Source organism: Actinocatenispora comari, from assembly GCF_017312725.1.
GTDB lineage: Bacteria > Actinomycetota > Actinomycetes > Mycobacteriales > Micromonosporaceae > Actinocatenispora > Actinocatenispora comari.
In genome coordinates this window covers 1-26,825 of sequence record NZ_BOPO01000011.1, presented here as the reverse complement: position 1 = coordinate 26,825, position 26,825 = coordinate 1, and the positions used below count along the sequence as shown (strand labels likewise).

Annotated in this window: 25 protein-coding genes and 1 pseudogene; 13 read left to right on the top strand and 13 right to left on the bottom strand. The window is 72.7% G+C overall.

All coding sequences use genetic code 11. The features are described from left to right. Positions 1 to 298, top strand: a 298-nt coding sequence (locus NUM_RS05455; protein ID WP_207123456.1) for an integrase core domain-containing protein, incomplete at its 5' end; no start/stop codon positions are given. 194 nt (positions 299 to 492) lie between these two features. Here NUM_RS05455 and NUM_RS05450 read toward each other — a convergent pair. Then, the gene (locus NUM_RS05450; protein WP_207123455.1) at positions 493 to 909 is read right to left on the bottom strand and encodes a hypothetical protein; all 417 of its coding nucleotides are present in this window, start codon (positions 907 to 909) and stop codon (positions 493 to 495) included. Positions 910 to 1,080: 171 nt separating this feature from the next. Further along, positions 1,081 to 2,073, bottom strand: a complete 993-nt coding sequence (locus NUM_RS05445; RefSeq protein WP_207123454.1) for a phosphotransferase — start codon at positions 2,071 to 2,073, stop codon at positions 1,081 to 1,083. 285 nt (positions 2,074 to 2,358) lie between these two features. Here NUM_RS05445 and NUM_RS05440 point away from each other — a divergent pair, with 285 nt between their 5' ends. The 6 genes from NUM_RS05440 (at position 2,359) to NUM_RS05415 (ending at position 7,622) form a co-directional block, all read left to right on the top strand. Further along, the gene (locus tag NUM_RS05440) at positions 2,359 to 3,267 is read left to right on the top strand and encodes a metal ABC transporter solute-binding protein, Zn/Mn family (RefSeq protein ID WP_207123453.1); all 909 of its coding nucleotides are present in this window, start codon (positions 2,359 to 2,361) and stop codon (positions 3,265 to 3,267) included. After that, positions 3,264 to 4,112, top strand: a complete 849-nt coding sequence (locus tag NUM_RS05435) for a metal ABC transporter ATP-binding protein (protein WP_207123452.1) — start codon at positions 3,264 to 3,266, stop codon at positions 4,110 to 4,112. The genes NUM_RS05440 and NUM_RS05435 overlap by 4 nt, the downstream gene beginning before the upstream one ends. 1 nt (position 4,113) lies before the next feature. Further along, entirely contained in the window at positions 4,114 to 5,040 is a 927-nt protein-coding gene (locus NUM_RS05430; RefSeq protein WP_207123451.1) for a metal ABC transporter permease, read from the top strand. Between the two features lie 58 nt (positions 5,041 to 5,098). Beyond that, positions 5,099 to 5,986 carry a metal ABC transporter permease gene (locus tag NUM_RS05425; RefSeq protein WP_207123450.1) on the top strand — a complete coding sequence of 296 codons (888 nt, stop codon included), beginning with the start codon at positions 5,099 to 5,101 and terminating at the stop codon, positions 5,984 to 5,986. A gap of 137 nt (positions 5,987 to 6,123) precedes the next feature. Continuing rightward, positions 6,124 to 6,450, top strand: a complete 327-nt coding sequence (locus tag NUM_RS05420; RefSeq protein ID WP_370466930.1) for a PadR family transcriptional regulator — start codon at positions 6,124 to 6,126, stop codon at positions 6,448 to 6,450. A 101-nt stretch (positions 6,451 to 6,551) separates the two neighbouring features. Beyond that, positions 6,552 to 7,622 (top strand): hypothetical protein, encoded by a 1,071-nt coding sequence (locus NUM_RS05415; protein ID WP_207123448.1) that lies wholly within the window; start codon positions 6,552 to 6,554, stop codon positions 7,620 to 7,622. A 358-nt stretch (positions 7,623 to 7,980) separates the two neighbouring features. Here the strand turns inward: NUM_RS05415 and NUM_RS05410 are convergent, their stop codons facing one another. The 6 genes from NUM_RS05410 to NUM_RS05385 all read right to left on the bottom strand — a co-directional run bounded on the left by NUM_RS05410 (position 7,981) and on the right by NUM_RS05385 (position 15,989). Next, positions 7,981 to 8,382, bottom strand: a complete 402-nt coding sequence (locus NUM_RS05410; RefSeq protein ID WP_207123447.1) for a hypothetical protein — start codon at positions 8,380 to 8,382, stop codon at positions 7,981 to 7,983. A gap of 105 nt (positions 8,383 to 8,487) precedes the next feature. Beyond that, entirely contained in the window at positions 8,488 to 10,857 is a 2,370-nt protein-coding gene (locus NUM_RS05405) for an alpha-N-acetylglucosaminidase (protein ID WP_207123446.1), read from the bottom strand. 26 nt (positions 10,858 to 10,883) lie between these two features. Then, positions 10,884 to 12,206, bottom strand: a complete 1,323-nt coding sequence (locus tag NUM_RS05400) for an ABC transporter substrate-binding protein (RefSeq protein WP_207123445.1) — start codon at positions 12,204 to 12,206, stop codon at positions 10,884 to 10,886. 91 nt (positions 12,207 to 12,297) lie between these two features. Next, positions 12,298 to 13,134 carry a carbohydrate ABC transporter permease gene (locus tag NUM_RS05395; protein WP_207123444.1) on the bottom strand — a complete coding sequence of 279 codons (837 nt, stop codon included), beginning with the start codon at positions 13,132 to 13,134 and terminating at the stop codon, positions 12,298 to 12,300. 10 nt (positions 13,135 to 13,144) lie between these two features. Beyond that, positions 13,145 to 14,095, bottom strand: a complete 951-nt coding sequence (locus tag NUM_RS05390) for a carbohydrate ABC transporter permease (protein WP_207123443.1) — start codon at positions 14,093 to 14,095, stop codon at positions 13,145 to 13,147. Positions 14,096 to 14,201: 106 nt separating this feature from the next. After that, positions 14,202 to 15,989: a DUF6528 family protein gene (locus tag NUM_RS05385; protein ID WP_207123442.1), complete on the bottom strand. Its 1,788-nt coding sequence runs from the start codon at positions 15,987 to 15,989 to the stop codon at positions 14,202 to 14,204. Positions 15,990 to 16,085: 96 nt separating this feature from the next. Here NUM_RS05385 and NUM_RS05380 point away from each other — a divergent pair, with 96 nt between their 5' ends. Then, positions 16,086 to 16,799, top strand: coding sequence for an HAD family hydrolase (locus tag NUM_RS05380; protein ID WP_207123441.1), 714 nt, complete (start codon positions 16,086 to 16,088; stop codon positions 16,797 to 16,799). A 50-nt stretch (positions 16,800 to 16,849) separates the two neighbouring features. Next, the gene (gene cofC / locus NUM_RS05375) at positions 16,850 to 17,485 is read left to right on the top strand and encodes a 2-phospho-L-lactate guanylyltransferase (protein WP_207123440.1); all 636 of its coding nucleotides are present in this window, start codon (positions 16,850 to 16,852) and stop codon (positions 17,483 to 17,485) included. 17 nt (positions 17,486 to 17,502) lie between these two features. Here the strand turns inward: cofC and NUM_RS05370 are convergent, their stop codons facing one another. After that, the gene (locus NUM_RS05370) at positions 17,503 to 18,735 is read right to left on the bottom strand and encodes a glycoside hydrolase family 3 N-terminal domain-containing protein (RefSeq protein WP_207123439.1); all 1,233 of its coding nucleotides are present in this window, start codon (positions 18,733 to 18,735) and stop codon (positions 17,503 to 17,505) included. 592 nt (positions 18,736 to 19,327) lie between these two features. Between NUM_RS05370 and NUM_RS05365 the strand changes: the two genes are divergently transcribed. The 4 genes from NUM_RS05365 to NUM_RS05350 are packed head-to-tail and all read left to right on the top strand — an operon-like array spanning position 19,328 to position 24,352. Next, the gene (locus NUM_RS05365) at positions 19,328 to 20,518 is read left to right on the top strand and encodes a tellurite resistance/C4-dicarboxylate transporter family protein (protein ID WP_207123438.1); all 1,191 of its coding nucleotides are present in this window, start codon (positions 19,328 to 19,330) and stop codon (positions 20,516 to 20,518) included. 56 nt (positions 20,519 to 20,574) lie between these two features. Continuing rightward, entirely contained in the window at positions 20,575 to 22,950 is a 2,376-nt protein-coding gene (locus NUM_RS05360) for a molybdopterin oxidoreductase family protein (RefSeq protein WP_207123437.1), read from the top strand. Positions 22,951 to 22,955: 5 nt separating this feature from the next. Then, positions 22,956 to 23,414 carry a hypothetical protein gene (locus tag NUM_RS05355; protein WP_207123436.1) on the top strand — a complete coding sequence of 153 codons (459 nt, stop codon included), beginning with the start codon at positions 22,956 to 22,958 and terminating at the stop codon, positions 23,412 to 23,414. After that, positions 23,414 to 24,352 (top strand): magnesium transporter CorA family protein, encoded by a 939-nt coding sequence (locus NUM_RS05350; RefSeq protein WP_207123435.1) that lies wholly within the window; start codon positions 23,414 to 23,416, stop codon positions 24,350 to 24,352. Before NUM_RS05355 ends, NUM_RS05350 begins: the two co-directional genes overlap by 1 nt. A gap of 9 nt (positions 24,353 to 24,361) precedes the next feature. Here NUM_RS05350 and NUM_RS05345 read toward each other — a convergent pair whose 3' ends face one another. The 4 genes and pseudogenes from NUM_RS05345 to NUM_RS05330 all read right to left on the bottom strand — a co-directional run. Continuing rightward, complete coding sequence (locus tag NUM_RS05345; protein ID WP_207123434.1) at positions 24,362 to 24,850, bottom strand: CBS domain-containing protein; 489 nt, start codon at positions 24,848 to 24,850, stop codon at positions 24,362 to 24,364. Positions 24,851 to 24,884: 34 nt separating this feature from the next. Continuing rightward, the gene (locus NUM_RS05340) at positions 24,885 to 25,349 is read right to left on the bottom strand and encodes a GreA/GreB family elongation factor (RefSeq protein ID WP_207123433.1); all 465 of its coding nucleotides are present in this window, start codon (positions 25,347 to 25,349) and stop codon (positions 24,885 to 24,887) included. A gap of 281 nt (positions 25,350 to 25,630) precedes the next feature. Beyond that, positions 25,631 to 26,524, bottom strand: a complete 894-nt coding sequence (locus tag NUM_RS05335) for a sucrase ferredoxin (RefSeq protein ID WP_207123432.1) — start codon at positions 26,522 to 26,524, stop codon at positions 25,631 to 25,633. 1 nt (position 26,525) lies between these two features. Next, positions 26,526 to 26,825 (bottom strand): annotated as a pseudogene (locus NUM_RS05330) (cupin); the annotation flags it as partial.

Sequence of the window (26,825 nt, the reverse complement as noted above, 5' to 3'; positions counted from 1 at the left end):
CGGCGCCAACTACCGCGCGCACCGCTTCACCCGCATCGTGGCCAGCCACGGCGCCCGCCACCAACGCATCCGACCGTTCACACCCCGACACAACGGCAAGGTCGAACGCTACAACCGCATCCTGGCCGACGAACTGCTCTACACCCGAGCGTGGTCCAGCGAAGCCGAACGCGCCGCCGCCATCGACGTATGGAACGTTCACTACAACTACCATCGAGCACACACCGCCATCGGAGACCGCCCACCAGCCTCACGGCTGCACGCAGGCGTCACCAACGTCATGACCCAGAACAACTAGTTGGTCGAGCAGGAGCCCTCCACCCAGTAGCGATCCGGATCCTCATACGTCAGATACAGCAGTGCCCGAGTCGATCGAGTCGGATCGCCGCTGGCCGGGTCGGCCAGTTTTTCGGGCGAATCAGCGCTGACCCGACAAATTCCTCTGTAATCGTGGTTCTTCGTCTCGCACCGAAATCACACTGGCGCGATCTGCTAGACCGCGTCACGGGGCTTCCGGATCGGGTGGTCGACGGCGGGCTCGCGGCGCGCGGGTGGGTGGCGGAGGTGGACGCCGGCGGCGCGCAGCCAATCGTCGACGGCGAGCGGACGGCAGAGGGGCAGATCGGGGTACTCGGCGTCGCGCACGTGGTCGGCGCGCGAGAGGAGGCCGAGTTCGCGCAGTACCCGCCGGCCCGACAGGAACACGAACGACACCTCCGGCCACTCCATCCAGTCCATGCCGGTCGCACCCGGAACGGTGTCGCAGAGCAGTTCCGCGATCTCGGCGATGCGCCGAGAGTCTCGTTCCACGAGCAGCCTGGCGTTCGCCTGCCGGTGTGCGGGATCGTAGCCGGCGCCGTCGATGACCGTCACCTCGGACGCGGCCTGGAGCATCACGGGATCGAGCATCCGTCCATTCTGGACCGTTCGCGAAACTCCCGCGCCCCAAGGACTGCGGGCCGGAACAGCTCACGAGGCGGCCGCACCCCAACGACTCCGGGCCGACACACCACCGCGAGCCCGGACCCACGGGGGAACGGCCGTGCCGCGGACCCTGACGCCAGGCGCCGACACAGCCGGTCAGGCCATTCGGGTGGACCACCGTTGCAGGCTCGTGGCGAAGTCAGGGAGAGCGGCGAGTTGGGTTGCTGCCCGCTGTTCGGCGGCGCCGGGATCCAGGGAGCCGGATGGCTCCTCGCCAAGGCTGACCGCGAGTTTCTCCGCACACCGGGCCAGGTGGAGCCCGAGCCGACGGGCGAGCAGGAACTCGCCGCGGCGCAGCTGCCCGCCGTGGGCGCGGTAGGAGTCCAGCGCGGCGGAGATCCAGGCGCGGTCGGGGTCGTCGCCGCTCGCGGCGTGCCGGGCGGCGTCCCAGCAGGCGGCTGCCGTTTCGAGGGTGGCGCTGTCGGGGCCGGCGGTGTCCCAGTCGATCAGGACAGGTCCGCGGTCCCGGGTCACCAGTACGTTGTGCGGCACCAGATCGCGGTGGGTGCGGACGTGGTCGCCGACGCTGCGGTACGCGGCGTCGATCGCGGCGGTGAGCTCGCCGATCAGGCCGCGGTGGCGGCGCAACGGTGCGGCCCAGGCCAGGTCCCGGGCGGTACCGGCGGCGAGCCACCGGCCCCACGTCTCGGCCGGGTGGACGCCGTACCAGAGGTGCCAGGCGGCGTCGACCGGCTCGGCGGCTGGCGCGAGCGCGTGCAGTGCCGCCAGTGTCGAGCCCCACCACTCCGGGGTCGCGGCGCCGCCGGGCACGGCGTCGAGCCACTCGTGTACCCGGACGGCACCGTGACCGTCGCCGAGGTCGGCGGCGAGCTCGAACGCGGCCTCGGCCGGCTCGACCGGTACCGCCACGGGCAGGCCGGCGCTCGCGGCGTGCCGCTCCAGCTCCATGGCTCGGGTCAGCAGGTCTCGCCAGCCGTCGACGACCAGCCGTTTCACCAGGTACCTGCCGGCGGCGGTGTCGAGCCGCCAGGTCTCGCTGCTGCCGTACCGGACCGGCACCAGCGGCGCGACGGGGGCAGCGAGCCGGAACGCGCGAGCGACCGCGACGGCGTCCGGTACGGAAGGCATCCCCGCAATGTAGGCCCGACCGGGAAACGCCGCGCGCCACCCATGTCGGCCAGCCGATTGCCGGGCCGAGCCACCGCCGGACCAAGCCACCGCCGGACCGAGCCACTGTCGGACCGAGCCACCGCCGGGACCGAGTGTGCGCCAGACGTGCAGTCATCGCCATATCGGCATGCGTCCATTTGTTATTGAAAATCGTTGTCATTAGCATCCGGGGCAACCTCTCAGTACGAAGGAGTTCCGGTGAACCAACCCCGTCGCCGTGGTCGACCAGGCCGCGTCCGAACGATGGCGCTCGCACTGGCCGGCGTCGCCCTCGCCACCCTGGCCGCCGGGTGTTCCACCGGCACCACCCCCTCCGGTACGGGCGGCGCCACCCACCGCATCCAGGTGGTCGCGGCCGAGAACTTCTGGGGCAGCCTCGCCGGGCAGCTCGGCGGCAGCCATGTCACGGTGCGGAACATCATCGACAGCCCCAGCGCCGACCCGCACGACTACGAACCGATCGCCGCCGACGGCCGGGCCATGGCGGGCGCCCAGCTCGCGATCGTCAACGGCATCGGCTACGACTCGTGGGCGGGCAAGCTGGTGTCCGCCAACCCGAGCAAGGACCGCACCGTACTCACCGTCGGCGAGCTGGTGGGCGTCAAGGACGGCGGCAACCCGCACCGGTGGTACTCACCGACCGACGTACGGACCGTCATCGACCGCATCACCGCCGACTACGAGAAGATCGACCCGAAGCACGCAAGCTTCTACGGCAAGCAGCACGACAAGGTCGTCGACACGAACCTCAAGGAGTACTTCGGCCTGATCGGCCAGATCAAGTCGACCTACGCCGGCACCCCGGTCGGCGCGTCGGAGTCGATCTTCACGCCGCTGGCCGACGCGACCGGGCTGGACCTGAAGACGCCCGCGTCGTTCCTGACCGCGATCAGCGAGGGCACCGACCCGACCGCCGCGGACAAGCAGGCCATCGACCGGCAGATCGCCGGCAGGCAGATCAAGGTGTACGTGTACAACTCGCAGAACGCCACGCCGGACGTGCAGGCACAGGTGAAGGCGGCCAAGGCGAAGGGCATCCCGGTGGCCACCGTGACCGAGACGCTCACCCCGGCCGGCGCCTCGTTCCAGCAGTGGCAGGTGGCGCAGCTCAAGGCGCTGATCTCGGCCCTGCACCAGGGAACCGGCAAGTGACCGCCGACCCGGCGGCCCACTTCGGACGGCTCCCCGCAACGGTGATCGAGGTGCGCGACGCCGCGGTCGAGCTGGGCGGGCGTCGGGTCTGGCACGACGTCCGGGTCGACGTGGCGGCGGGCGAGTTCGCCGCCATCCTGGGGCCCAACGGGGTGGGCAAGTCGACCCTGCTGAAGGCGATGCTCGGGCTGCAACCGTTGGCAGCCGGGCAGATCCGGGTACTGGCCACCTCGCCGGCCCGGGCCCGCCGGGCGATCGGTTACCTGCCGCAGCGTCGCAGCTTCGACGCGAGTACCCGGATCCGCGGGGTGGACCTGATCCGGCTGGGCGTCGACGGGCACCGGTGGGGCCTGCCGTTGCCCGGCCGCCCGGCCCGGCAGCGGAAGCAGCGCATCGCCGAGCTCGTCGAGCTGGTCGGGGCAGGCCGGTACGCGCACCGCCCGGTCGGCACGCTCTCCGGCGGCGAGCAGCAACGGATCCTGATCGCGCAAGCGCTGGCCCGTCGCCCCCGGATCCTGCTGCTGGACGAACCGCTGGACAGCCTGGATCTGCCCAACCAGGCGGCGATCGCGGCGCTGGTCGGCCGGATCGGACGCGACCAGGGCGTCGCGGTGGTGATGGTGGCGCACGACGTCAACCCGATCGTCGCGCACCTGGACCGGGTGGTGTACCTCGGCCCGGCCGGATCGGTCGTCGGCGCGCCGGAGCAGGTGCTCGACAGTGCGTCGCTGACCGCGCTGTACGGCACGCCGGTCGAGGTGCTGCGGACCGCCGGCGGCCGTACGGTCGTCGTCGGGGTGCCCGACTCGCCCGTCGGCCACGACCACCAGCCGGTCGGCGGCTGACATGGACGACGTCCGCTTCTCGGTCGACCTGGTCGCCGACGTGGTGCAGATGTGGTCGCAGCCGTTCATGGTCAACGCGTTCCGGGCCGGCACGATCGTGGCCGTACTGAGCGCGTTGACCGGCTGGCTGGTCGTGCTGCGCCGGCAGACGTTCGTCGCGCACACGCTGTCCGCGGTGGGCTTTCCCGGCGCCGCGGGCGCCACCCTGCTCGGCGCCGGCGCGCTCACCGGGTACTTCGGGTTCTGCCTCGCCGCCGCCGTGGTCATCGCGTTACTCGGCGGGCGCGGCGCCGGCCGGCACGGCCACGAGTCCGCCCTGGTCGGTACGGTCCAGGGCTTCCTGCTGGCCTGCGGTTTCCTGTTCGTCGCGTTGTACAAGGGATTCCTCAACGGCACCAGCGCCCTGCTGTTCGGCAGCTTCCTGGGCATCACCGGCGGTCAGGTCACCGTCCTCGCCGTCCTGGCGGTGCTGGTGCTGGCGCTGCTCGCGGTGGCCGGCCGACCGCTGCTGTTCGCCTCCACCGACGCCGAGACCGCCCGGGTCGCCGGCGTGCCGGTACGCGCGCTGGATCTGGGTTTCCTGCTGGTACTGGGCGCCACCGTCGCCGCGGTCGCCTCCATCACCGGCGCGCTGCTGGTGTTCGCGTTGCTGGTGTTGCCCGCGGCGACCGCGCACCGGATCACCGCCCGCCCGGCCCGCGGCCTCGCCCTGTCCGTACTGTTCGGCCTCGTCGCCGTGTGGAGCGCGCTGACCGCCACCTACTACTCGCCCTACCCGCTCGGGTTCTGGCTGACCAGCATCGCGTTCGCCGGATTCGTGACCGCCGCGGGTGGCCGCGCCGGGCTCGACCGCCGGCACCGCGGCGGCCGCCTGGTGACCGTGTTCCCGCGCGACGGCCTGCCCGGCTCCCGGAGGACAGCCCCGTGAAATCACTCGCGGCCCTGTGCGCGCACGCCGAGCCGCAGCGCATCCGGCGGTTCGACCGGTGAGCGCGCTCGCGACCATGTTCTCGCACGCCTACCTGCGGGAGGCGTTCCTCGCCGGTACCTTCGTCGCACTCGCCGCCGGCCTGGTCGGCTACCTGCTCGTGCTGCGGGCGCAGGTGTTCACCGCGGACGCGCTCAGCCACGTCTCGTTCACCGGCGCGTTCGCCGCGCTGGCGCTGGGGCTGGACCTGCGCGTCGGGCTGTTCGCGACGACCGTACTGGTCGGGCTCGGGATGGCCGCCGCGGGCCGCCGCGCCAAACCCGACGACGTGGTCATCGGCGGCGCGTTCGCCTGGGTGCTCGGCTTGGGCGTGCTGTTGTTGACGCTCTACACCACCCGCCGCAGCGCGGGCAACGGTGCGGCATCGGTGACCGTACTGTTCGGGTCGGTGTTCGGGATCGGCCACGGCCGGGCGGTCGCCGCGGCCGCGATCGGCCTGGGCGTCTGCCTGCTGCTGGCGATCGTGGCCCGGCCGCTGATCTTCGCCAGCCTCGACGAGACGGTCGCCGCCGTGCGCGGGGTACCGGTACGGCTGCTCGGGTTCGGGTTCCTCGCCCTGACGGCCGTCGCCGCCGCCGAGGCAACCCAGGTCGTCGGGTCGCTGCTGATCCTGGGGCTGGTCGCCGCGCCGGCCGGGGCCGCCGCCCGGCTGGTCGGCAACCCGTACCGGGCGCTGCCGCTCTCGGGTGCGCTCGCGGTGCTGTCGGTGTGGGCCGGACTGACCATCGCATACCTGGTGCCCGTGCTGCCGCCCAGCTTCGCCATCCTCGCCGTCGCGACCGGTCTGCTGGTCGCCGCCCTCCTCACCGGTCGGCTCCGTCGACGCTCGCGCCGACGGTCGCTGGCGCCCGGGACCGACCGGGTCCCGGCCGTACGCGGCGGTTGACTGCACCTGACGACGAGGGACGCCGGCACCGTCCGCCAGTCCGCCATCAGGCTCGGTTCCTGCGCTCCGCCGTCGACGTGACCACGGCAAGGGATGCGCGATAGTACGATGAACTGTATATTGGGCGGATGACGAGCATGCGCCGGCCCAGCTTCCTGATCCTCTCCGCGCTCGCCCTGCACCCGCTGCACGGGTACGCGGTGATCCAGGAAGTGTCCCGGCTGTCCGACGACCGGGTGCGCCTCGCGGCCGGCACGCTGTACGCGGCGCTGGACCGGCTCAGCGGCGAGGGGCTGGTCGAGGTCGACCGCGAGGAGACCGTCGACGGCCGGCTGCGCCGTTACTACCGGCTCACCGACGACGGCGCCACCCAGCTCGCCGCGGAGGCGGCCCGGATGCGGCAGGACGCAGCGCGGGCGACCCGCCGGCTTCGTGGCGTCGCCGAAGCGCCCCATCCGGCGTGATCACCCGGCCGGCCCGCCGCCAGCGGCGTTGCGGCCCTCTGGCCAGCCCACCGGCCGTGCCGCCGGTTGCCGCGCAGGACCCCACCACCGAAGGGATGCCGATGTCCGACGAGAACCGCGCCGAGGCGCTCGCCCGCCGGTACCGCCGCTGGCTGCTCGCCTACCCCCGGGCGTACCGGCGGGAACGCGGTGCGGAGATCCTCGGCACGCTGCTGGACGCCGCCGAACCCGGCCGCAGCCGGCCGGCCGCCCGCGAGGCGGTGCGCCTGCTCGGACACGGACTCGGCCGGCGGGTCGTGGATGCCGGGGTACGCACGTTCGTCGTCGCGACGGTGGCGGCCGTGCTCGGCGCGCTGTGCGGCATCGCGCTGGGTTCCTGGATCTCCTGGCGGCAGGTGGATCCGCTGGCGCCGGACAAGGCCACGGCGACCAGGCTGGCGCGCACCGTGCTGCCGGTCCGCCCGCACGACGACGGCTACTTCGGCCGGCACACCTTCTGGAACCCGTACAGCGAGCACAGCCTGCACGGAGGCACCGGGGTGCGGGTCGGCAGCGCCGACTTCAGCGGGTCGGTCCCGCGGCACGCCGACTACCGGGCGCTGGCCGACCGCGTCGCGCGGCGGATGCGGGCGCACGGCTGGCACGAGGTCCGCGTCGACGTGGAGCGGTACGCCCCGGGGAGCTCGCCGCCCGGCACGGCCACGGTGTCCGGCAGCCGCGACGGGTACCTCGCCGCGGTGTCGGTCTGGAGCAGCGACCAGGACAACCCGGCCCAGCTGTCGGTCGGGATCCGTTGGGACGAACCGGCCAGCCAGCCGGTGGACACGATCCTCGGCGGCATCGCCGGTGCGGCGCTCGGTGCGCTGCTGGGGGTGGTCACCTCCCTACGGATGCGTCGGCGCAGCCGCGCACTGCGGCGCAGCTACGTGGCGCTGTGCGTGGCGACGCTGCTGCTGCTCGCCCCGGCCTGCTTCGGCAACATCCCGACCGCGGCCGGTTCGCTGATGGCCAACACCCACCGCGACGGGCCGGGCCCGTCGATCTTCTGGGGCGGCTTCGTCATCTTCGGCGCCGAACCGCTCGCCATTCTTTCCGTCGTACCGATCGTCGCCATCCTCGCCGCCTGCGCCTTCCCCCGCCTGGCCACCACCCGATCCCCAGCCAAGGCCTGACCACGACCTGCCTACGTACCTGCGATCCGGTGCAGCCGAACGGGACCGCGGCGGTCACGCGACCGCCGGCCGGTTCGGGTCCAGGACGTTGGCGGCCCGCTCGTCCATCCGGCCTTCGAACTCCCCCGGGCCAGCGAACCGAGCACCGAGTGCAGCTCTGTTCCCGCGGTCACGAAGCCTCACCCATCCCGTCGCCCGGGTTCGCGTCGGGTCGCCGCGAAGATCTCCCGCTGCAGCCTCTCCAGCGCCGCCTGCTCGGGGCGCACACCGCTACTGTCCTGCGGCACCAGGTCCTCGAAGCAGCCCATGCCACCGGTCGAGACACCGATCGCGTCGACGGCGCCGAGCTGACCGTCGGTCAGAGGTCCTCGAAGCTGTTCTCGCCGGGGCGCCAGGCCATCCAGGCGCCGTCGTCGAAGCCGCGGAGCATCGCGATCTCCGGACCGACGAGGTCGTCCTGCGCCGGGTGCAGCAGTATCGAGCCGGCCGCGAAGTCGATCGCGATGCCGGTCCCGGTCGACTCCCGCGTGCCGAGCACGTCCTTTCCGATCAGTGCACGCAGCGCATCGGCCCACCCGGAACTCGCCGGCGGGTACTCGCGACCGGCCGCGGCCACGATCGGCATGACCTCACACGTCAGGATCGGTTGCTCGGTCGAGGCGCCGTCGAACCGCAGCTGCAGATAGTCGAGAACGAACTCGACCGCCAGGAGCCGCGATCCGACGAGCCGGCCCAGCAAGGAGTTCGGTTCGTAGGCCACGACTGCGAGTCTAGGTGTTGGCCTGCCGCCGCCGGGGCCCGACGACGGGGCGACCGAACCGGACTCGTGGCTATCGGACCGCGGTGCGGTCTCCGGGCCGCGCCCTCACCCCGACGCGTCCCCGTCGCGGGGTGGAAGTTGGGTGTGGGCTCGGGCGGTGTGGGTGGTGCGGCTGGAGGGGTCGAAGTAGACGGCGGCCTCGGCGGTGCCGGTGGCGGTGGCGGGCAGCAGCCAGGTCAGTTCGTGCTTGGCGCCGGGGGCGAGGACCTCGTCGAGCATCAGCAGCGGGTCGGCGGACGGGCGGAGCAGGCGAGCCCGGTCGAGCCGGATCTCGGCGGTGCCCTCGTTGACGACGGTCGCCGTGACCGCCGTACCGTCCGGCCGGGGTTCGGCGCGCAGCGACACGGTGACCGGCGGCGGATCGACCGGCGGCAGCGTGGCCGCGATGTCCGAGGCGGTCGCGACAGTGTCGCCCCGCGGCTCGGTGGGCGCGTCGGCCAACTCCCGTGCCCAGCCCCGTTCGAGGTCGTACCAGTCGGTCGTCGCGCGGCCCGCCCGCAGGTCGGTGAGGAACCGGCGCCAGCGCCGCGCGTAGTGACCGGCCATCAGGCCGGCGGCGTGCCGGGCCGCGTAGTCGTGCAGCTCGTCGCGCTCCGGGGTGTCGCCCCAGGTGGTGACGAGCGTACTGATGTCGTCGACGCCGGCGGGGCCGGCGGTCGCGGCGGCCTGGGCCAGCCAGGTGCCGAGCAGGAACTCGCTGCGGGTGGCCAGGACCTGCTCGCACTGGTCGATCATCCGCAGGAACCAGGCGCCCCACCGATCGACCGCGGCATCGTCGCCGGCGTCCACCGCCGCGCGCAGTTGCGGCAGCAACCAGCGACTGCGGTTGGACAGCACCTGCACGGTCACGTCGACCAGGTCGTGCCGGTAAGGCTCGGACTCGCCCGCGGCCGGCGCCGCCCGGATCAGCGACCGCCAGCCGGCCTCGAAGTCGGCCACGTCGTACGGGACGATCCACGGTCGCCACTCGATCGCCCGCTGCGCGTCGAGTGCGGGGCGCGCCACGAACAGCGAGTCCGGGCCGGCGTTGGTGCCGTCGATGTCGTCGGCGATGTACTGGCCGTACGCGGTGCGCACGAACCGGTGCCAGGCGGCCACCGCCGAGCCGTCGTCGGTGCCGTACCGGCGACGCACGTACCCGGCGATCCAGTCGTCCAGGTCGATCTCGGCGTCGGACCAGATGGCGTCGGCGAGCAGGTCGTCGACGACCGGGTTGCTCTCCAGGCTCTCCGCGGCCTGCACGGTGCCGCACAGCCGGCCGGTGCCGGTCAGCGCCGGCAGCCGGCAGATCTCCGGCAGCTTGCCGAACACGTACTGGCGGCCGCCCCAGGTGGAGATGGTGCCGAACACCCACGGCGCACCGTCGAACGCCTGCCGGGACCGCCAGCGCGGGGTGTCGTCGGCGTTGATGTCCAGTACCAGCAGGTGTTCCGGGTCGACACCGGCGAGCAGTTCGGGGGTCGGGTTCGCGCCCCAGGCCTGGACCACCCAGGTGGCGTCCGGGTGCGCGTCCAGCAGCGCGCCCTGCAGGTTCGCCGCGGCGGCGCAGATGTCCATCCCGCCGGCGAGCCCGCCCTCGTGCAGCACGTCCATCGAGTACGCGGTGGACGCGCCGAACCTTTCGGCCTGCAACCGGTACCAGCGGCCCGCGACGTCACGGAAGCCCGGCGCGGTGGGGTCGATCCAGGTCGGCCGGTCGAACCCGAGCCACTTTCCCTGCGGTACCGCGGTGAGGTCGTCGCGGGCGTCCACGAGTTCCTGCGGCACGAACCCCGCGAACCCCGGCAGCACCGGGGTGATGTCCAGTTCCCGCAACCGGTCGAGGATGCGACGACCCAGCGCGGCACGCTGTTCCAGCAGCTCGGTCGGCTGCCCGCCGCCGTAGCCGTACAGGTTGCCCATCCACTGCCAGGGCAGGTGGCCGGGCATGCTGAGCCAGCCGCGGGCCGCCTCGTCGGTGAACCCGAGCTCGACCAGCAGGTCGCGCCAGACGATCTCCTGCCCGGTGAGCACCAGCAGGTGGGTAGTGCCCGACCAGGCCAGGAAGTCGATCTCGCGTTCCCACTCCGCCCAGCCCCAGTACGAGGCGGAGTAGCCGGAGACGGTGTGGTTGTGCGCGAAGCGATGCGTGTGCCGGGTGCGCCGGCGCACCGGCGCACCCGCGGGCGGCAGCTCCGTGGGCAGCCGGTCGCCGTGCCGGCTCAGGTGCCCGTGCGCCACGTGCGAGACGTACCAGCGGGCCCCGGCGAGCAGGTCCGGCAGCCGCGGTGCGGTCACCCGGACCGTGCCACCGGCGTCCTCGATGCGGAACTCGCTGCCGGGCCCGGGTTCGAGCACCAGCTCGAACCGGTCGGCGCGGTCGCGCCCGAGCAGCCGTTCCAGTACCGCACGGGCGGCGGAGATCGTTGGTGTCACGGGCAACCCTTCCACGGGAGCGGCAGTTACTTCAGCGCGGCGGTCGCGCCCGCCTCGGCCTTCTTCAGCGCCTCGGCCGGCGATTCCTTCTGCAGCAACGCCTTCTCCAGCTCGACGGACAGCGCGTCGGAGATCCCGGCGTACGCCTCGATCGACGGCCGGCTCTTGGCGTAGCTCAGCGCGTCGGCGAACACCTTCATCCGCGGGTTCTGCTCGAGGTACTTCTTCCAGGCCGGGTCGTCGGTGGTCCTGGTGTTGGTGGGTAGGAACCCGTTCGCGGCGTCCCACTTGGCCTGGGTCTTCGGCGTGAGCCAGTACTGCAGGAACGCCCAGGCGCCGGCCTCCTGCGCCGCCGTGCCCTTCATGATGTACGAGTTGTTCGTGCCCAGGTTCATCGCCGGCTTGTCCAGCGGCGGCAGCGGCGCGACCCCGACGTTCTCCTTGCCGAGCGCCTCGTCGAGCACGCCGAGGTTGTAGGCGCCGTTGATGGCCATCGCGGCCCGCTTGGAGGTCATCGCGGCGGTGTTGCCGTTGTCGCTCGGCGTCTGCAGGCTGGTCGGGTAGGCGGTGCCGTTCTTGACCATCTCGGTCCAGGCGGTCAGCGCCCGCACCCCGGCGGGGCTGTTGAACTCGACCTTGGTGTTGTCGGCGTTCATGAACTCGCCGCCGGCGCTCCACAGCATGGACTGCCAGTAGAACGGTGCGGTCCCGCCGGTACCGATCGGCAGGTACATCCCGTACTGCTTGGTGCCGTGGGTCAGCTTGGCCGCGTCGCGCTCCAGCTCGGCCCAGGTGGCCGGCGGCTTGTCGATACCGGCCGCCGTGAACATCTTCTTGTTGTAGATCAGGGCGTAGTCGCCGCCCTGGGTCGGCAGCGAGTAGACCTTGCCGTCGAAGGTGCCGGTGTCCGCCATCCCCTTCGTGAAGTCGCTCTTCGTCAGCGTCGAGCCCTTGCGGTCGAGGTAGCTGTCCAGCGGTACGACCGAGCCGGTGGCGATGACCTGACCGAGCTCCTGCGGCGCGCCGTCGTCGAGGACGAGGTTGGGGCCCTGCTTGTTCTTGACCGCGTTGATCAGCTTCGCGTGCGCCTCGGTACTGGCGGGCTGCACCTCCAGCTCGACCTTGTACTTGTGCTGCGAGGAGTTGAACTGGTCGATCAGCTGCCGCTTCAGCGGTTCGGTGCCGCCGGTACTGCCGGCCCACACGGTGATGGTGGTCCGGCCGGCGGAGTCGCTGTCGTTACCGGTCACCGAGCCGCCGCAGGCGGTCGTGGTGAGCGCGGCGATCACCGCGGTGGCGCCGGCGATCCCGACGCGGGTGCGCCGGGCGAGGAGGGATCGAGAGGTCATGGCTGCTCCTGAGGTTCGACCGGGATCGGTTCGACCGTGGTCGGTTCGAGCGGGACGTGACAGAGCGGGATCTCGTACGGGACAGGCATTCTCAGCGCAGGCCGCCGGACATGGCGGAGACGAGCTGCCGTTGGAAGATGAGGAAGACGATCATGACGGGGATGATCGCGAGGGTGGATCCGGCCATCAGCAGGCCGAAGTCCGTCGTGTTGTTCTCGCCCTGGAGTTGGGCGAGCCCGACCTGCACCGTGTAGTACCTCGACCTGGTGGTGACGAGGAACTGGAAGAAGAAGTTGTTCCAGTTGTAGACGAACGACAGGATCGCGAACGATCCGATCATCGGTCGGGCCATCGGTGCCATGACCGACCACAGCCGGCGCCAGATCCCGGCGCCGTCGATCCGGCTGGCGTCCTCGATCTCGGTCGGGAACGACAGGAAGAACTGCCGGAACAGGAACGCGCCGAGGATCGACGGCACGTTCGGGATGATCAGTCCCTGGTAGCTGTTCAGCCAGCCGAGCTGGGACAGCAGCGTGACCAGCGGGGTGAACACGACCTCGAACGGCACCATCAGCGCGGCGAGCAGCACGACGAAGATGACCGTACGGCCGCGGAACCGCATCCGGGCGAACGCGTACCCGGCGGCGAGGCTGGTGACGATCTGCCCGAAGGTCGCGAGCACCGTGACGATGGTGCTGTTGAGGTAGTAGAGCCCGAACGGCGCCACCGTGAAGATGCGCAGGTAGCTGTCGAAGCGCCACTCGTGCGGCAGGAACGTCGGCGGGAACGACAGCGCCTCGCTGGACGACTTGAAGCTGGTCAGCAGCATCCACACGAACGGGCCGAAGAAGATGGCGACCGCGACGAGCAGGATGGCGTGCCGGGCCACGTTCGGTGCGAGGCGGCGCAGCCGCAGCGGTTGACTCATGTCCGTCCCCTCAGCCGAGCTCGGCGGTGTTGCGCCGGGCGAGAACCCGCAGCTGCAGGACCGACACGAGGATCCCGCACAGCAGCAGGAGGACGGCGGCGGCGCTGGCCGAGCCGCCGTGGAAGTACACGAAACCCTGCTCGTACACGTAGAACAGCAGCGTCTGGGTGGACTGCAGCGGGCCGCCCCCGGTCAGCACGTACACCTGGGTGAACACCTGCAGCGAGGAGATGATCCCGGTGATGGCGAGGAACCCGGTGGTCGGCGCCACCAGCGGGAACGAGATGGAGAAGAACCGGCGGACCGGGCCGGCGCCGTCGAGCCGGGCGGCCTCGTGGTAGCTCGGCGGGATGTTCGCCAGCGCCGCCGAGTAGATGATCATCGAGTACCCGACGCCCTGCCAGATCGAGAAGACGATGACCGACACCAGCGCCCACGGTTCGGTGGTCAGGAACCCGATCGGCGCGACGCCGAACGCGCTCAGCGCGTAGTTGACGACGCCGCCGAGCGGCGAGAGCAGGTAGCTGAAGACCAGCGCGGTACCGACCGTCGGCGCGATGTGCGGGACGAAGATCAGCGCCCGGTAGACGCCGCGGCCGCGGAACGGGGTGGCCAGCATCGCCGCGAAGAACAGCCCGATGGCCAGGGTGCACGGCACCACGACCGCGACGTAGATCGCGGTGTTGGCGGTGGCGCGCAGGAACTGGGGATCGCGGACCAGGTGGGTGTAGTTCGACAGGCCGACGAGGGCGTCGGAGCGGCCGGTGGCCGGGTTCCAGTTCGTGAAGCTGTAGAACACGGTCTGCGCGAGCGGGTACAGGTAGAACAGCACGAGCAGGACCGTGGTCGGCGCGATGAGCAGGTAGCCCGCGCCACCCTCGCGCCGCTGCGAGGCCGTCATCGTGGCGGCGGCCCGCCGGCGCACCCGCCTGGCGGCGGGCAGAACTGCTTCCTCGGACATGGCACCTTCCTACCGCTGGTCCGAAATTATTTCAATGTCGAGCAGAGACCTGTGCAATGTTTTCCTTGGCGTTGTTCTGCTGTTCAGCGACCGGCGTCGGCGCAGGTCAGTTGCTGTCGACGGCGAACCAGCGGGCCCGGTAGATGCGCCCGCCGGGCAGCGTCCTCGATGCCCGGGGCTCGTCGCCGAGGTAGAAGTCGACCTGGTCGGTGCACCAGTCGCACTCGTCGTCCGGCTTCGGGGTCGTCTGCAGCACCGCACCGGATCTCCGGTCGGTACCCACGCTCTTGACGTCCGGCCGGTCCCACGCCCGCGCCCCCGTCGCGAACCGCCCGGCGACGGTATCGAACCGGTACACCCCGTGCACCGTGGTCACCCACAACAGCCGCGGATCGCCGGCGACCGGCTGCAGGTCGTGGCCGCCCGCGGTCGGCAGGTCGTGGCTCGCCGCGCGCCGCAACGTCGGGGCCGCGGCGGACCCGCCCACCTGGTACCGGACGAGCAGCTCGTCGCCGATCGCCCACAGCGCACCGTCCTCGGCGCGCCACAGCACCTCGTGCGCGCCGGGCAACCGGTCCTCGGCGTACCCGTCCGCACCCGGGCCCTGGCTCGCCGGGTACACCCGGACCCAGCCGCCGGTGCTCGCCGCGGCGGCGACGTTGCCGTCCGGCAGCAGCTCGATGCCGTGCGGGTTCGCCGCCGCGCCGGCGTGCACCGACCAGACCGGCGCCCCACCCTGCGGGTAGCGCACCTGGGCGAGCAGCCCGTACGAGTCGGCGACGAGCACGTACCGCTGGCCCGACGCGTCGCGTCGCAGCCGCGCGTCGGTGGGCCACCGCCAGGGCCGGTCCGGGTCGTCGGCGTCCACGTCCGGCCGCCAGGACCAGCGCACGGCGGATTCCGTCGCCCAGTCCTGGTCGGTGTCGAGCACCAGGATGCGACCGCTCGCCTGCTCGGTGACGACCACCGGCGTCGGGGTCCGGTGTGCCGCCCGGTGCTCGCCGGTGCGCGTCTGGTACGGCGCGGTCGCCTGCCCGGCGAGGGTCAGCAGCCGGTTCGCCTGGCTCGCGCGGCGCTGCGAGACCCGGACGTAGAGCGCGTCGGTGACGAACAGCTGCGCGTGCCGGCCCGCGGTGCCGCGGTAGCGCGCGGTCGTACTGCGCGCCGTGGTGACCAGGGTCAGATCGGCCTCGGTGACCAGCGGGGCGTGCACGCTGCTGGTGATCCCGGCGGTGAACGCGCCGCGTTCGCGGGCCACCGACAGCAGGTCGAGGGCGTGCTGCGCGGTACCCGAGTGGCTGATCGCGATCGCCACGTCGCCGGCGCCGAGGGTCACCGCGTGCGCGGCGGCGATGGTCACGTCGGGCGAGGTGAGCGTGACGACGCCGATGCCGACGAGCTGGTCGGCGAGGTAGCGCGCGACCTGCGCGCTGCCGCCGAAGGCGAAGATCTGCACCTGCCGGGCCTCGTCGACGGCGACCGCGAGCCGGCTCAGCGCGTCGGTGTCCAGCAGCGTGGCGGTGCGGCGGATGGCGTTGACGCTGGACGCGGCGATCAGCTTGACGGTGTCCCGGGCGCTGGCGGACGGCTCGATCTCGCCGGTGGGGTCGGCGTCCAGGTCGGCCGCCGCCTGCCCGAGCTCGGCGGCGAGCGCCAGCCGCAGCGCGGTGTACCCGTCGAGGCCGATCACCCGGCAGAACCGGGTCACGGTGCCCACCGAGGTGCCCGCCGTCTGGGCGAGCTCGACGATCCCGATGTTCGCCGTCAGTTCAGGGTTTCGTGAGATCGCGTCGGCGACCCGGATCAGGCCGGCCGAGAAGGTCGGTCGTGCCGCCGCGATCCGCTCGAGCACCGTCGGCACCTGGGCCCCCGGCGTGGAGCCATCCTGCGTCATGCGGCTGATCGTTGCACGCCCCGGCGAGCGTCGTCAATACTTTCAATCTGCGCTAGCCTGCTGATACATTTTTCAAAGCAGATCGGATCTCAGCCCATGACTCACCACCACCCCCCAACCCCGGCCGACCAACCGAAGGGGCTGCTCGTCGACGTCGGCGGGGTGCTGCTGCTCCCCAACGCCGCGATCCTGACGCCCGTGATCGCCCGCCACGGCGGCGTCGACACCCCCGAAGGCTTCGTCCGGGCGCACTTCGCGGCGCACAACGCGGCGTTCCCGACCCGCGGCGCGCCGCAGGGCGACTACTACGACCTGCTCCCCCGGTACGCGGGCGTGCCCGAGCAGCGGTGGCGCGCCTGCGCCGAGGAGTACCTGGCGATCTCCCGCACCCGCAACATGTGGCACGCACCCGATCCGGCGTCCAAGCAGGCACTCGCCGCGGCGACCGGGGCCGGCCTGCACGTCGCGGTGGTCTCCCAGGCCGACGGCCGGATCGCGCAGATGCTGCTCGACGCGCGAATGTGCCAGGAGGGTGACGGCCCCGGCGTACCGGTCGACGCGGTGCTCGACAGCGCGATCGTCGGCTTCGACAAGCCCGACCCGCGACTGTTTCGCGCCGCGCTGGACCGGGTCGGCGTCGACGCCGCGCACGCGGTACACGTCGGGGACACCGTGCCGGCCGACGTGCGGGGCGCGCAGGCGGCCGGCATCCGGGCGGTCCACTACGATCCGTACGACGACTGCGACGACCCGGGCGACCACGAGCACGTCCACCGGCTGCAGGAGGTGCTCGCGTTCGTGCCGCGCTAGCCGCGGGCGCCCGGTGGCGCGCTCCCCACCGGGACGGGTGAAGGAGATCGATGAGTCCTGCGGCACACGGCGTGGATCTGGTCGTACCGATCAAGCGGCTGGGCGCGGCGAAGACCCGGCTGCGCGGGGTGGTGCCGGCCGACGAGCACCCCGGCCTGGTCCTCGCGCTGCTGCTGGACACCGTGACCGCCGCCGCGCGGGCCGACGGGGTGCGCCGGATCCTGGTGATCTGCGAGGACAAGCGGGTGCCGGACGCGCTGTCCGGTACCGGCGTCGAGTGCATCGACGAGCGCGGGCTGCCGGGGCTGAACGCGGCGCTGGCGTTCGGGGCCGAGCGGCTGCGCAGCCCGGCCGGTACGGTCGGGGCGCTGCAGGCCGACCTGCCCGCCCTGCGCCCGGCCGAGCTGGCCGCGGCGATCGCCGAGGCGGACGGCCGGCGGGCGTTCTGCGCCGACCGTCCGGGCGTCGGTACCACCCTGCTGCTCGCCGCGCCCGGACAGCCGCTCGACCCGCACTTCGGCGTCGGCTCCGCGGCCGCGCACGCGGCCACCGGCGCGGTACGCATCGGTGCCGGGTCACCGTCGCTGCGCTGCGACGTGGACACCGGCGACGACCTCGCCGTGGCGGCCGGACTCGGCCTCGGCCCGGCCACCCGCCGGGCGCGCAACCGGCGGGGCACCGCCTGATCGCGCGCCGTGGCCGATCAGTGCAGGCGGCGGCGCAGCGCGATGACCCGCTGCAGCGCCTGGTTGGCCTGGCCGCGGTTGAGCCGGCGGTCGGCGATCGCGGCGTGCAGCGCGTCCACCGCGTCCTGGCCCTGGCTGACGTCGCGGGCAGAGCACAGCAGGACGTCCATGCCGGCCGCCGCGGCGCGCACCGCGCGCTCGCCGGTACCGCCGAACTCGTCCAGCGCGCCGGCCTCGATCGCGTCGGTGATGGTGACGCCGCGGAACTTCAGCCGGTGCCGCAGCTCGCCCTGCACGATGCGCGGCGACAGCCCGGACGGCAGGTGCGGGTCCAGCGCCGGGTACGTCGCCCAGGACGTCATGACCATGTCGACCCGGGCGCCGATCGCGTACCGGAACGGCAGTTCGTCGATGCTGCGCAGGTCGGACCGGGACACGTCCAGCGTGACCGGGCCGAGGTCGGTGTTCGCGTCCCGGGTCGCGGCGCCGAGCCCGGGAAAGTGCTTGGCCGTGGTGACCACGCCGAGCCGCTGCTGCGCGACGATCGACGCGGCACCGCAGGCGCCGCAGACGGCCGGATCCATGCTGTACGAGCGACCGAACCGGTCGTCGAAGTTCCCCGCCTCGCGGTAGACGTCCAGGACCGGGGCGAGGTTGCAGTTCATCCCGGCGTCCAGCAGGTTCTCCGCGGCGCCGGTGCCCGCCGAGGTCGCGGTGGCCACCGGGTCCGCCGACGCGCCGATCTGCTTCTCGGAGATGCCGGGAGCGCCGGGCAGCCGCTGGACGATGCCGCCCTCCTGGTCGGTCATGATCAGCATCGGGTACCGGATGCCGCTGTCCGCCTGTGCCTGAGCAAGCGCGCGGGTCACGCCCTGGATCTGGCTGCGGTCGTTACGGTCGATGTTCTCGCCGAAGAAGATCACGCCGCCGACCAGCCCGGCCCGGATCGCGTCGAACAGCTCCTGCGGCGGCGTCAGCCCCGGGTACGACCAGATCACCCGCTGGCCGGCCTGCTGCCGGGGCGACAGGTCGTGCGAGCCGGCGCGGGTCGCGTCGGCCGGGTCGTCGGCGTACGCCGGGGCCGCACCCAGCAGCCCGGCGCCGGCGACCAGGGCGGCACCGCCGACGAGGGCGCTGCGCCGGGTGACCACTCGCCTGCCGATGTCACCCGCAGTGCCGTCCCGGTGCTCGATGCCGGGCGCCGCACCCTCGCCGGGCGTCGTGTCCCTCGGGCCACCACCGATCGCCATGCCGTCCTCCTCGCGTCGTACCGGATCGCGTCGTACCGGATCACTCGGAGCGAGCCGCGGCCGCGACGTGGTGCCGGCCGGAATGTGGTGGCCCGGTTCGGTTCGTGCTCACCCTGGCACCGGCGGTTGCGGCCGTCAAGACTCCGAACGGCACGCGATTCCGCGACATCGGATCGCTTGCCCGGCTTGACGTTCAGCATCCGATGACAGGGGTTTTGCCGCTAATATCCGCACTGTAGCTCCCGGCTCCGGACGCCGCGGTGCGAACGCTGATCCTGGTACCGACGTTCCTGCCGCGGAGCAGCCACCGCGTGCCGACGACAGCGGGCCGGCACGACCGCGGCGGCCCGCCTCGTCCGACCACCGATCCGAGCGGCGCGGCCGGCGTCGTTGCCCGGACGGTACAACCACGGTTGTGCCCTGCCACAACGAATCCAGGATGGGCCCTCCGCACCACCGCCGGCGGCTAGGCTTCGCGGAATGACGGGTGGTGATCGGTTGTGGAGGCACGGAATCGCACCGGAGCGCACGACCGCGGCCCGGTAGCGAGCGGGCCCCGCGACCGGCGTGCGACCCACCCCCGCCCGGCGCCATGAAGGACCGGCTGCGGCGCGAGATCGCCGAACTGTCACCCGGTTACGCGGCGCTGGTGATGGCCACCGGCATCATCTCGACCGCGCTGGCCGCGTTCGGTTGGCAGTTGCTGTCGCGCGTCCTGCTGGTCGTCGCGGTGGTCGCGTTCGCGCTGCTGCTGGTCGGGTACGGGTGGCGCGCGGCGCGGTTCCCGGGCCGGATGCTGCGCGACGCGCGCGATCCCGGTCGCGGTTTCGGTTACTTCACCCTGGTGGCAGCGCCGAACGTGCTCGGCATGCGGCTGGCGGCCGACCAGCACCTGCTCACCGCGTCGATCCTCGCGCTGGCGAGCGTTCCGGTCTGGCTGGTGCTGGTGTACGGGATTCCGGGCGCGATGATCGTCGGCCGCCGGGCCGAGCCGGTGCTGCCGCGGACCAACGGCAGCTGGTTCATGTGGGTGGTCGGTACCCAGTCGTTGGCCGCGTCGGCCGCCACGATCGCGGCCTCGGCGAGCGACCGCGCCGGGTGGCTCGCGCCGGTGGCGGTGGCGTTCTGGGGCATCGGGGTGGTGCTGTACCTGATGCTTGCCGGGCTGGTGATGTCGCGGCTGCTGGACGCGCCGGTCACCCCGCACGCGTTGAGCCCGACCTACTGGGTGTACATGGGAGCCACCGCGATCACCGTGCTGGCCGCGGCGAAGATCGTGTCGTTGCCGGCCGGTCCGCCGGTACTGGCGGCGACCCGGCCGGTGGTGTCCGGGCTGGCGTTTTTGTTGTGGGCGTTCGGTACCTGGTGGATTCCGTTGCTGCTGGTGTTCGTGATCTGGCGGCACCTGCGGCACGGCGCGCCGCTGCGTTACGACGCGAGCCTGTGGAGCATGGTGTTCCCGCTGGGCATGTACGCCGCGGCCAGCGTGAACTACGGCCGAGCCACCGGGGTGGTGTTCATGGTCGACATCGCCCGGGTCGAGATCTGGGTGGCGTTCGCGGTGTGGGTGGGCGTAGTGGTCCTACTCGCGGTGGAGTTGGTACATCCGGGTACCACGCTGCGGATCACGGTGCCGGACGGTGGCTCGGCGTACTCGGGCAGCGGTGCACTCGACGCGCCGGCGACCGGCGTTCACGCTGCTTCGGCGGGCCGACGAGCTGGCAGATCGCGGCAGCACGCTGCCGGAAGCGACGACGACGGGCACGACCCGCGCTCTCGTTGAAGGAGCGCACGGGCAGGCGAGTCAGCACACGGGCGACGCGAGAGAGGGCAGCGGAGATGAATGATCGTGTGGTCGAGATCTGGGGTGAGCGGACACCCTACGCGTCTGGCGATGCCTGGCCGGATCGAGTCGACCAGTTCCTGGTCGACGGGGTGGCGGAGTCCGACGTGGAGAGCTGGGTGCGGGGCGCGTGCCTGTTGTGTTCCAACGGATGCGGGGTGGAGGTCGCGGTCGCCGGGGGGCGGATCGTCGGGATCCGGGGCCGGGCGGAGGACCGCGTCAACCACGGCCGGATGGGGCCGAAGGGGCTGTACGGCTGGCAGGGGCAGCAGCACGACCGGCTCACCGCACCGTTGATCCGGCAGGGCGGCCGGCTGGTCGAGACCGACTGGGAGACCGCGATGTCCGCGGTGGTCGAGCGGTCCCGGAACCTGCTGGACACCAAGGGGCCGCTCTCGCACGGGTTCTTCACCTCCGGCCAGCTGATGATCGAGGAGTTCTACACCCTCGCGACGATCGGCAAGGGCGGCATCGGCACCCCGCACATGGACGGCAACACCCGGCTGTGCACGGCGACCGCGGCGACCGCGTTCGGGGAGAGCTTCGGCTGCGACGGGCAACCCGGCTCCTACACCGACGTGGACGACTGCGACGCGCTGTTCCTGTTCGGGCACAACGTCGCCGAGACCCAGACCGTACTGTGGGCACGGATGCTGGACCGGCTGGACGGGCCGAACCCGCCGCGGCTGGTGTGCGTGGACCCCCGCCGTACCAAGGTGGCGGAGCGGGCCACGGTGCACCTGCCGATCCGCAACGGCACCAACCTCGCGTTGATGAACGCGCTGGTGCACCAGCTGATCGCGGTCGGCTACGTCGATCGGGAGTACGTGGCCGCGCACACCGTCGGCTACGACGAGCTGGCGGCGGCGACCGCGGACGCGACCCCCGAATGGGCGGCCGAGATCTGCGGGGTACCGGCCGCCGACATCGTCGCCGCCGCGGACGTGTTCGGCACCAGCGACCGGGTGGTGTCCACCTGCTCGATGGGGTTCTACCAGTCGCACCAGGCGACCGCGGCGGCCTGCCAGGTCAACAACCTGCACCTGCTGCGCGGCATGCTCGGCCGGCCCGGCGCCGGGATCCTGCAGATGAACGGGCAGCCGTCGGCGGAGAACAACCGGGAGGCCGGTTGCGGGCCGGCGCTGCCCGGCTTCCGCAACTGGGGCAACGCCGAGCACGTCGAGGAGCTGGCCCGGCTGTGGAACGTGGACCCGCTGGTGATCCCGCACTGGTCGCCGCCGACCGACGCGAACGCGATGTTCCGGTACGCCGAGCAGGGGTCGATCGGGTTCCTCTGGATCGCCGGTACCAACCCGGCGGTGTCGATGCCGAACCTGAACCGGATCCGCCGCATCCTGTCCGGTAACCAGTGCTTCGTGGTGGTCTCCGACGCGTACCGCACCGAGACCACCGAGCTGGCCGACGTGGTGCTGCCGGTGGCGCTGTGGGCGGAGAAGACCGGCACGTTCACCAACGTCGACCGCACCGTGCACCTGCAGGAGAAGGCGATCGAGCCGCCCGGCCAGGCGCGCAGCGACCTGGACGTCTGGATCGACTACGCCCGCCGGCTGGGGTTGGCCGACAGGGACGGCGGACCGCTGCCGGCCTGGGACACTCCCGAGGCGGCGTTCGAGGCGTGGAAGGCCGCCACCGTCGGCCGGCCGTGCGACTACTCCGGGCTGAGCTACCAGCAACTGCACGACGTCGGCGGGATCCAGTGGCCCTGCAACGACACCGCACCGGCCGGCACCGAGCGGCTCTACACCGACGGCGTCTTCGTCACCGACCGGGCCCGCTGCGAGACGTACGGGCACGACCTCGCGACCGGCGCCGGCGTGTCGGCCGAGCAGTACAGCGCGCGCCGCATCGACGGTCGCGCCATCCTGAAGACCACCGGGTACCAGCCGGCCTACGAGGTGCCCGACGAGCAGTTCCCGCTGCGGTTCACCACCGGCCGCACCGTGTTCCACTGGCACACCCGGACCAAGACCAAGCGGGCCCGCCAGTTGCAGGACGCGGCCCCGTCGATGTGGGTCGAACTGTCCACACAGGACGCCGCCCGGCTCGGCGTCGGCGAGGGCGACATCGTCCGGGTCACCTCGCGGCGGGGCGCGATCCAGGCACCGGCCCGGATCTCGCACGTACGGGAGGGCACCGTCTTCGCGCCCTGGCACTACGGCGACTCCGGGTTCGTCGAGACCGCCGCCAACGACCTGACCATCACCGCCTGGGACCCGATCTCCAAGCAGCCGGAGTTCAAGGTCGCCGCGGTCAACGTCCAGCTGATCCGGCACGGCGACGGGCCCGCACCGGCACCCACCAACACCGCGTCCGCGCCGGTGGACGCCACCATCACGAACCCGGGACGGTGAGCACGATGCACCTGTGTACCTACCTGATCCTGCTGGCGGCGGCCGAGCAGACCCTGGCCGACTCGTACGTCACCGTGTCGCAGGGGCATGCCGACGAGGCGGACGTGCACTACACCTGCGCCGACTTCGCCCGGCAGGCCACCGCGCACGTCGAGGCGCTCGCCCCGGTCACGGCGCGTTACACCGACCGCCGGGAGCCGGAGCCGGAGCGGCTGCGCCCGGACGGGCTCACCACGACCCGCGGCGGGCCGGTCGGGCTGCTGCGCGACCTGCAGGACCTGTACCAGCTGGTCAGCCTGGTCGACATCACCTGGGCGCTGGTCGGGCAGGCCGCCGCCGGCGCCCGGGACCGGGAGCTGATCGACACCGTCGCCGGCTGCCATGGCCAGACCACGGCGCAGCATGCCTGGCTGCGCAGCCGGATGCGCGCGGCGGCACCGCAGACGCTGCTCGTGGCGACCTGATGGAGGTCATCGAGGCGGTCGACGCCGACCGGATCCGCGCCCTGCGCGGGCGCGGTGAGCCGTTCTGGCTGCGGCTGACCGACCCGGCCGAGGGCGACCTGCACCGGGTCGGGCAGCTCCTGCCGATCCACCCGATGGCGATCGAGGACTCGCAGGAGTTCGGTCAACGCGCCAAGTTCGACGCCTATCCGCACGGCGCGCTGCTGGTGTTCTACGGCGCGCAGTCCGGTACCGGGGACCGGCCGAAGCTGGTCGAGGTGCACCTGCACGTCACCGACGGCGCGCTGGTCACCGTCACCCGGCAGCCGCTGGCGGCGTTGCAGGCGGCGGTCAGGCGCGTCGCCGCCATCGACCCCGGGCACGTCGGGCGGGCTCTGCACGGCGTGCTGGACGAGCTGGCCGACCGGCTGCTGAACACGCTCGACGGCTTCGACGGCACGATCGACGACCTGCAGGCGTCGGTGGCCGAAAACGCCACCCGGGCCAAGCGCCAGCACATCTTCGCGCTGCGCCGGCAGCTCACCGAGCTGCGGCACGTCGTGGTACCGCAGCGCGAGCTGCTCGACCCGGCCGGCGGGCTGTTCGCCACGCTGGGCGACGCCATCACCGACGACGACCGGGTCGGGTTCCGCGACGTCCACGACCATCTCGACCGGGCCGCCGGGCTGATCGGCTCGTACCGGGAGCAGCTCGGCGGGGTGCTCGACCTGTACCTCACCGAGGTGTCGAACCGGATGAACCAGGTGATGAAGCGGCTCACCATCGTCGCGACGGTGTTCCTGCCGCTGACATTCCTCACCGCGTTCTTCGGGATGAACTTCGGCTGGTTCGTGCAGCAGATCAGTCCGATGTGGACGTTCTGGGTGTTCGGCATCGCGCTCGCGGCGGCGGCGACCGCCGGGCTCGCGGTGTACCTGACCCGCGCCGGCCGCGGCTGACCGGCGCGGTCACGGCTCGCCGGCGCAGCCTGGCCGGTCGGCGGCCCGGGCGCGCACGTGCCGGTCGGCCGCGCGGGTGCGCACGTGCCGGTCGGCGGCGCGGGCGCGCACGTCGGCGTCCGAGCAGAAGCCGGTACGGCTGCGTTTGAGGCACAGCAACCCCATCAGCCGGCCGGCGCCGTCCACGACCGCCAGCCGGCGGCGCCGCCGCCGCGCCAGGATCGCCGCCGCCCGCTCCACCGGATCGTCGGGCCCGACGGTACGGCCGGCAAGCGTACCGACCGACCGGGCCAGCGTGGCGCCGGGCAGCGTCGTGGTCAGGTCGGCGCGTTCCACCGTGCTGACCAGCCGGCCGTCCGGCGCGACGATCAGGGCCAGGTGCACGTGGTCGTCGGCGAAGTACCGACGCAGCTGCGCCACGGTGGTGGCGGTGCCGTGCGTGCTCGGCGCGGTGACCATCGCCTGCCCGACCCGCTGTGTCGTGGTCACGTCGGCCATCCGCACACCTCCCCGCACCGGTACCGCCCGGCGGTCAGTCGGCCGCCTGGTCGCCGACCGACAGCACCACCGCGGTCTGCGCGCCGGCCGGCGCGTCGTAGCGCACCGTGTCGCCGGCGCGGTGCCCGGCGAGCGCCCGGCCGAGCGGGCTGTCCGCGGTGACCAGGCTGGCGTCCGACTGGTCGTCGAGGGCCGCGATCTCCACCGTGCCGACCGAGCCGTCGGCGAACCGCAGCCGCACCGTGCTGCCCACCCCGATCACGTCGCTCGCCGGCCCGCCGGGCGCCGCGGTACGCAGCCGGTCGGTGAGCCGGGCGATGCGCTCGTCGATCGGCCCGAGGTTCATCGCCCGGCGTTCCCGGTCGGCATGGTCGGCGGCGTCGCCGTCGCCCGCCGGGTCCTGCAGGGTCGCGGCCAGCTCGGCACGCTCCGCGTGCAGCTCGGTCAGCTCGCGCTGCAGGGCCTGCCGCTCGCTGTCGCTGATCGGCTCGTCGCTCATCGCTCCCCCTGCGCCGCTCGGCCACCGCCACCGCCGGCAGCGCCGGCGCACGCCTCGAGACTAGTGCTCGTTCGGTCCCAAACCGAACCGATCGTCCAACTCGGATCGGCCGGCACAACCACGCTTGTACCCGGCGACCACGCGCCGCGGCAACGCCCCGGCCCGGGTACCGCCGTGCCGGCCGCCCGTTGTCCGGGGCCAGGGTCCGGCCGCGACTCGGCTGGCCGGCTGGCGGCGCACGCGCCTGGCCCGGCCCCGGACGGGCCCGGGTGCCGGTCGGCTCAGGTCGGGTCCGGGGCGGTGCGGTCGGTGTGCAGCTCCAGCAGGTCGAACAGGCGAAGCCAGCCGTTGGTGGTGGCGGCGCAGGTCAGCGGGCGGCCGGCGGCCACGTGCCGCTCGCGCAGCAGCACCGTGCAGTCCGGGTCGGCCAGCGTGACCCGCCAGCCCGCCTCCCCGATCTGCTCGACCGCGACCACCCGCACCGCGTCGACGCCGGTCGCGCCGGTGGCGGCCCGGGCGTGGTACTGGGCGGCCTGCGCCGCCGGCGGCAGCGAGGTGCGGCCGCGTACCCAGTGCGGGTCGAGGGTGCCGGCGCGGTAGTCCCGGGTGATGCGCACCGCGTCGGCGGGCGGTACGCCGCCGAGGGTGTAGCCGTGCGGCAGCAGCACCAGTACCGGTGCGAAGCGGCAGCCGCCGACGTGGCTGCACTCCCAGGTACCGGCCGGGTCGGCGGCGGCGAGCGTCGCGGCCAGCGCCCGCCCGCGCACGGCGCAGCAGGGGTCGTGCCGGCCGTGCGCGCAGACCAGCTGCAGCGGGCCGGCGGCGGGTTCACCCGGCGCGTCGAGCGCGGCGACCAGGTCGGCGTCGGTACCGAACGAGCCGGTACGGATCGCCTCGTGGCCCGGCCGCGAGTCGACCCGGAACCAGCGGCGGGCCGCGACCGGCCGCCCCCGCCGACCCGGGCGGCGGATCAGCGTCACCCGGCCCCCGTACGTGCCGGCCCACCCGGCCAGCGCCGCGACGGTGTCGGTGCCGAGGCCGGACTGGGTGAGCGCGTTGCGGCCCCACGGTCCGGGATGCTCGATCAGCAGCCAGCGGTTCGCCGGCGGCGCGGTACCTTCCCGCGGGTCACCGGCCGCCTCGGCGAGGAACGAGCAGCGCGGCCAGGTACGCACGTCACGACCCGGTCGACGCCGTCAGCACGCCCTCCCGCAACAGCCGCCGCACCAGCACCAGCTGGTCCGCCCCGGTCAGTTCGGGCAGCTCGCCGACCCGGCTGGTACCGCCGGCGAGCAGCACCCGCAGCGCCGGGGTCGTCGCGGCCGGCAGCCGGATCTGCCGGTCCGCCAGCTCCAGCACCGCCTGCTCGTCGCCCTCGACCAGCCGGTACGGCAGCCCGACGCGCCGCCGCACCGCGTCGCCGGGCGACAGGTTCGCGGCGAACTGGGCGGCGGCCGCCGGGCGCACCGGCTCCGG

Coding starts and splice junctions, on each gene's coding strand:
- NUM_RS05450 (WP_207123455.1), bottom strand. CDS start 909: ATGCTCGATCCCGTGATGCTCCAGGCCGCGTCCGAGGTGACGGTCATC.
- NUM_RS05445 (WP_207123454.1), bottom strand. CDS start 2,073: ATGCCTTCCGTACCGGACGCCGTCGCGGTCGCTCGCGCGTTCCGGCTC.
- NUM_RS05440 (WP_207123453.1), top strand. CDS start 2,359: ATGGCGCTCGCACTGGCCGGCGTCGCCCTCGCCACCCTGGCCGCCGGG.
- NUM_RS05430 (WP_207123451.1), top strand. CDS start 4,114: ATGGACGACGTCCGCTTCTCGGTCGACCTGGTCGCCGACGTGGTGCAG.
- NUM_RS05420 (WP_370466930.1), top strand. CDS start 6,124: ATGCGCCGGCCCAGCTTCCTGATCCTCTCCGCGCTCGCCCTGCACCCG.
- NUM_RS05415 (WP_207123448.1), top strand. CDS start 6,552: ATGTCCGACGAGAACCGCGCCGAGGCGCTCGCCCGCCGGTACCGCCGC.
- NUM_RS05400 (WP_207123445.1), bottom strand. CDS start 12,206: ATGACCTCTCGATCCCTCCTCGCCCGGCGCACCCGCGTCGGGATCGCC.
- NUM_RS05395 (WP_207123444.1), bottom strand. CDS start 13,134: ATGAGTCAACCGCTGCGGCTGCGCCGCCTCGCACCGAACGTGGCCCGG.
- NUM_RS05390 (WP_207123443.1), bottom strand. CDS start 14,095: ATGTCCGAGGAAGCAGTTCTGCCCGCCGCCAGGCGGGTGCGCCGGCGG.
- NUM_RS05385 (WP_207123442.1), bottom strand. CDS start 15,989: ATGACGCAGGATGGCTCCACGCCGGGGGCCCAGGTGCCGACGGTGCTC.
- NUM_RS05380 (WP_207123441.1), top strand. CDS start 16,086: ATGACTCACCACCACCCCCCAACCCCGGCCGACCAACCGAAGGGGCTG.
- cofC (WP_207123440.1), top strand. CDS start 16,850: ATGAGTCCTGCGGCACACGGCGTGGATCTGGTCGTACCGATCAAGCGG.
- NUM_RS05370 (WP_207123439.1), bottom strand. CDS start 18,735: ATGGCGATCGGTGGTGGCCCGAGGGACACGACGCCCGGCGAGGGTGCG.
- NUM_RS05365 (WP_207123438.1), top strand. CDS start 19,328: ATGAAGGACCGGCTGCGGCGCGAGATCGCCGAACTGTCACCCGGTTAC.
- NUM_RS05360 (WP_207123437.1), top strand. CDS start 20,575: ATGAATGATCGTGTGGTCGAGATCTGGGGTGAGCGGACACCCTACGCG.
- NUM_RS05355 (WP_207123436.1), top strand. CDS start 22,956: ATGCACCTGTGTACCTACCTGATCCTGCTGGCGGCGGCCGAGCAGACC.
- NUM_RS05350 (WP_207123435.1), top strand. CDS start 23,414: ATGGAGGTCATCGAGGCGGTCGACGCCGACCGGATCCGCGCCCTGCGC.
- NUM_RS05345 (WP_207123434.1), bottom strand. CDS start 24,850: ATGGCCGACGTGACCACGACACAGCGGGTCGGGCAGGCGATGGTCACC.
- NUM_RS05340 (WP_207123433.1), bottom strand. CDS start 25,349: ATGAGCGACGAGCCGATCAGCGACAGCGAGCGGCAGGCCCTGCAGCGC.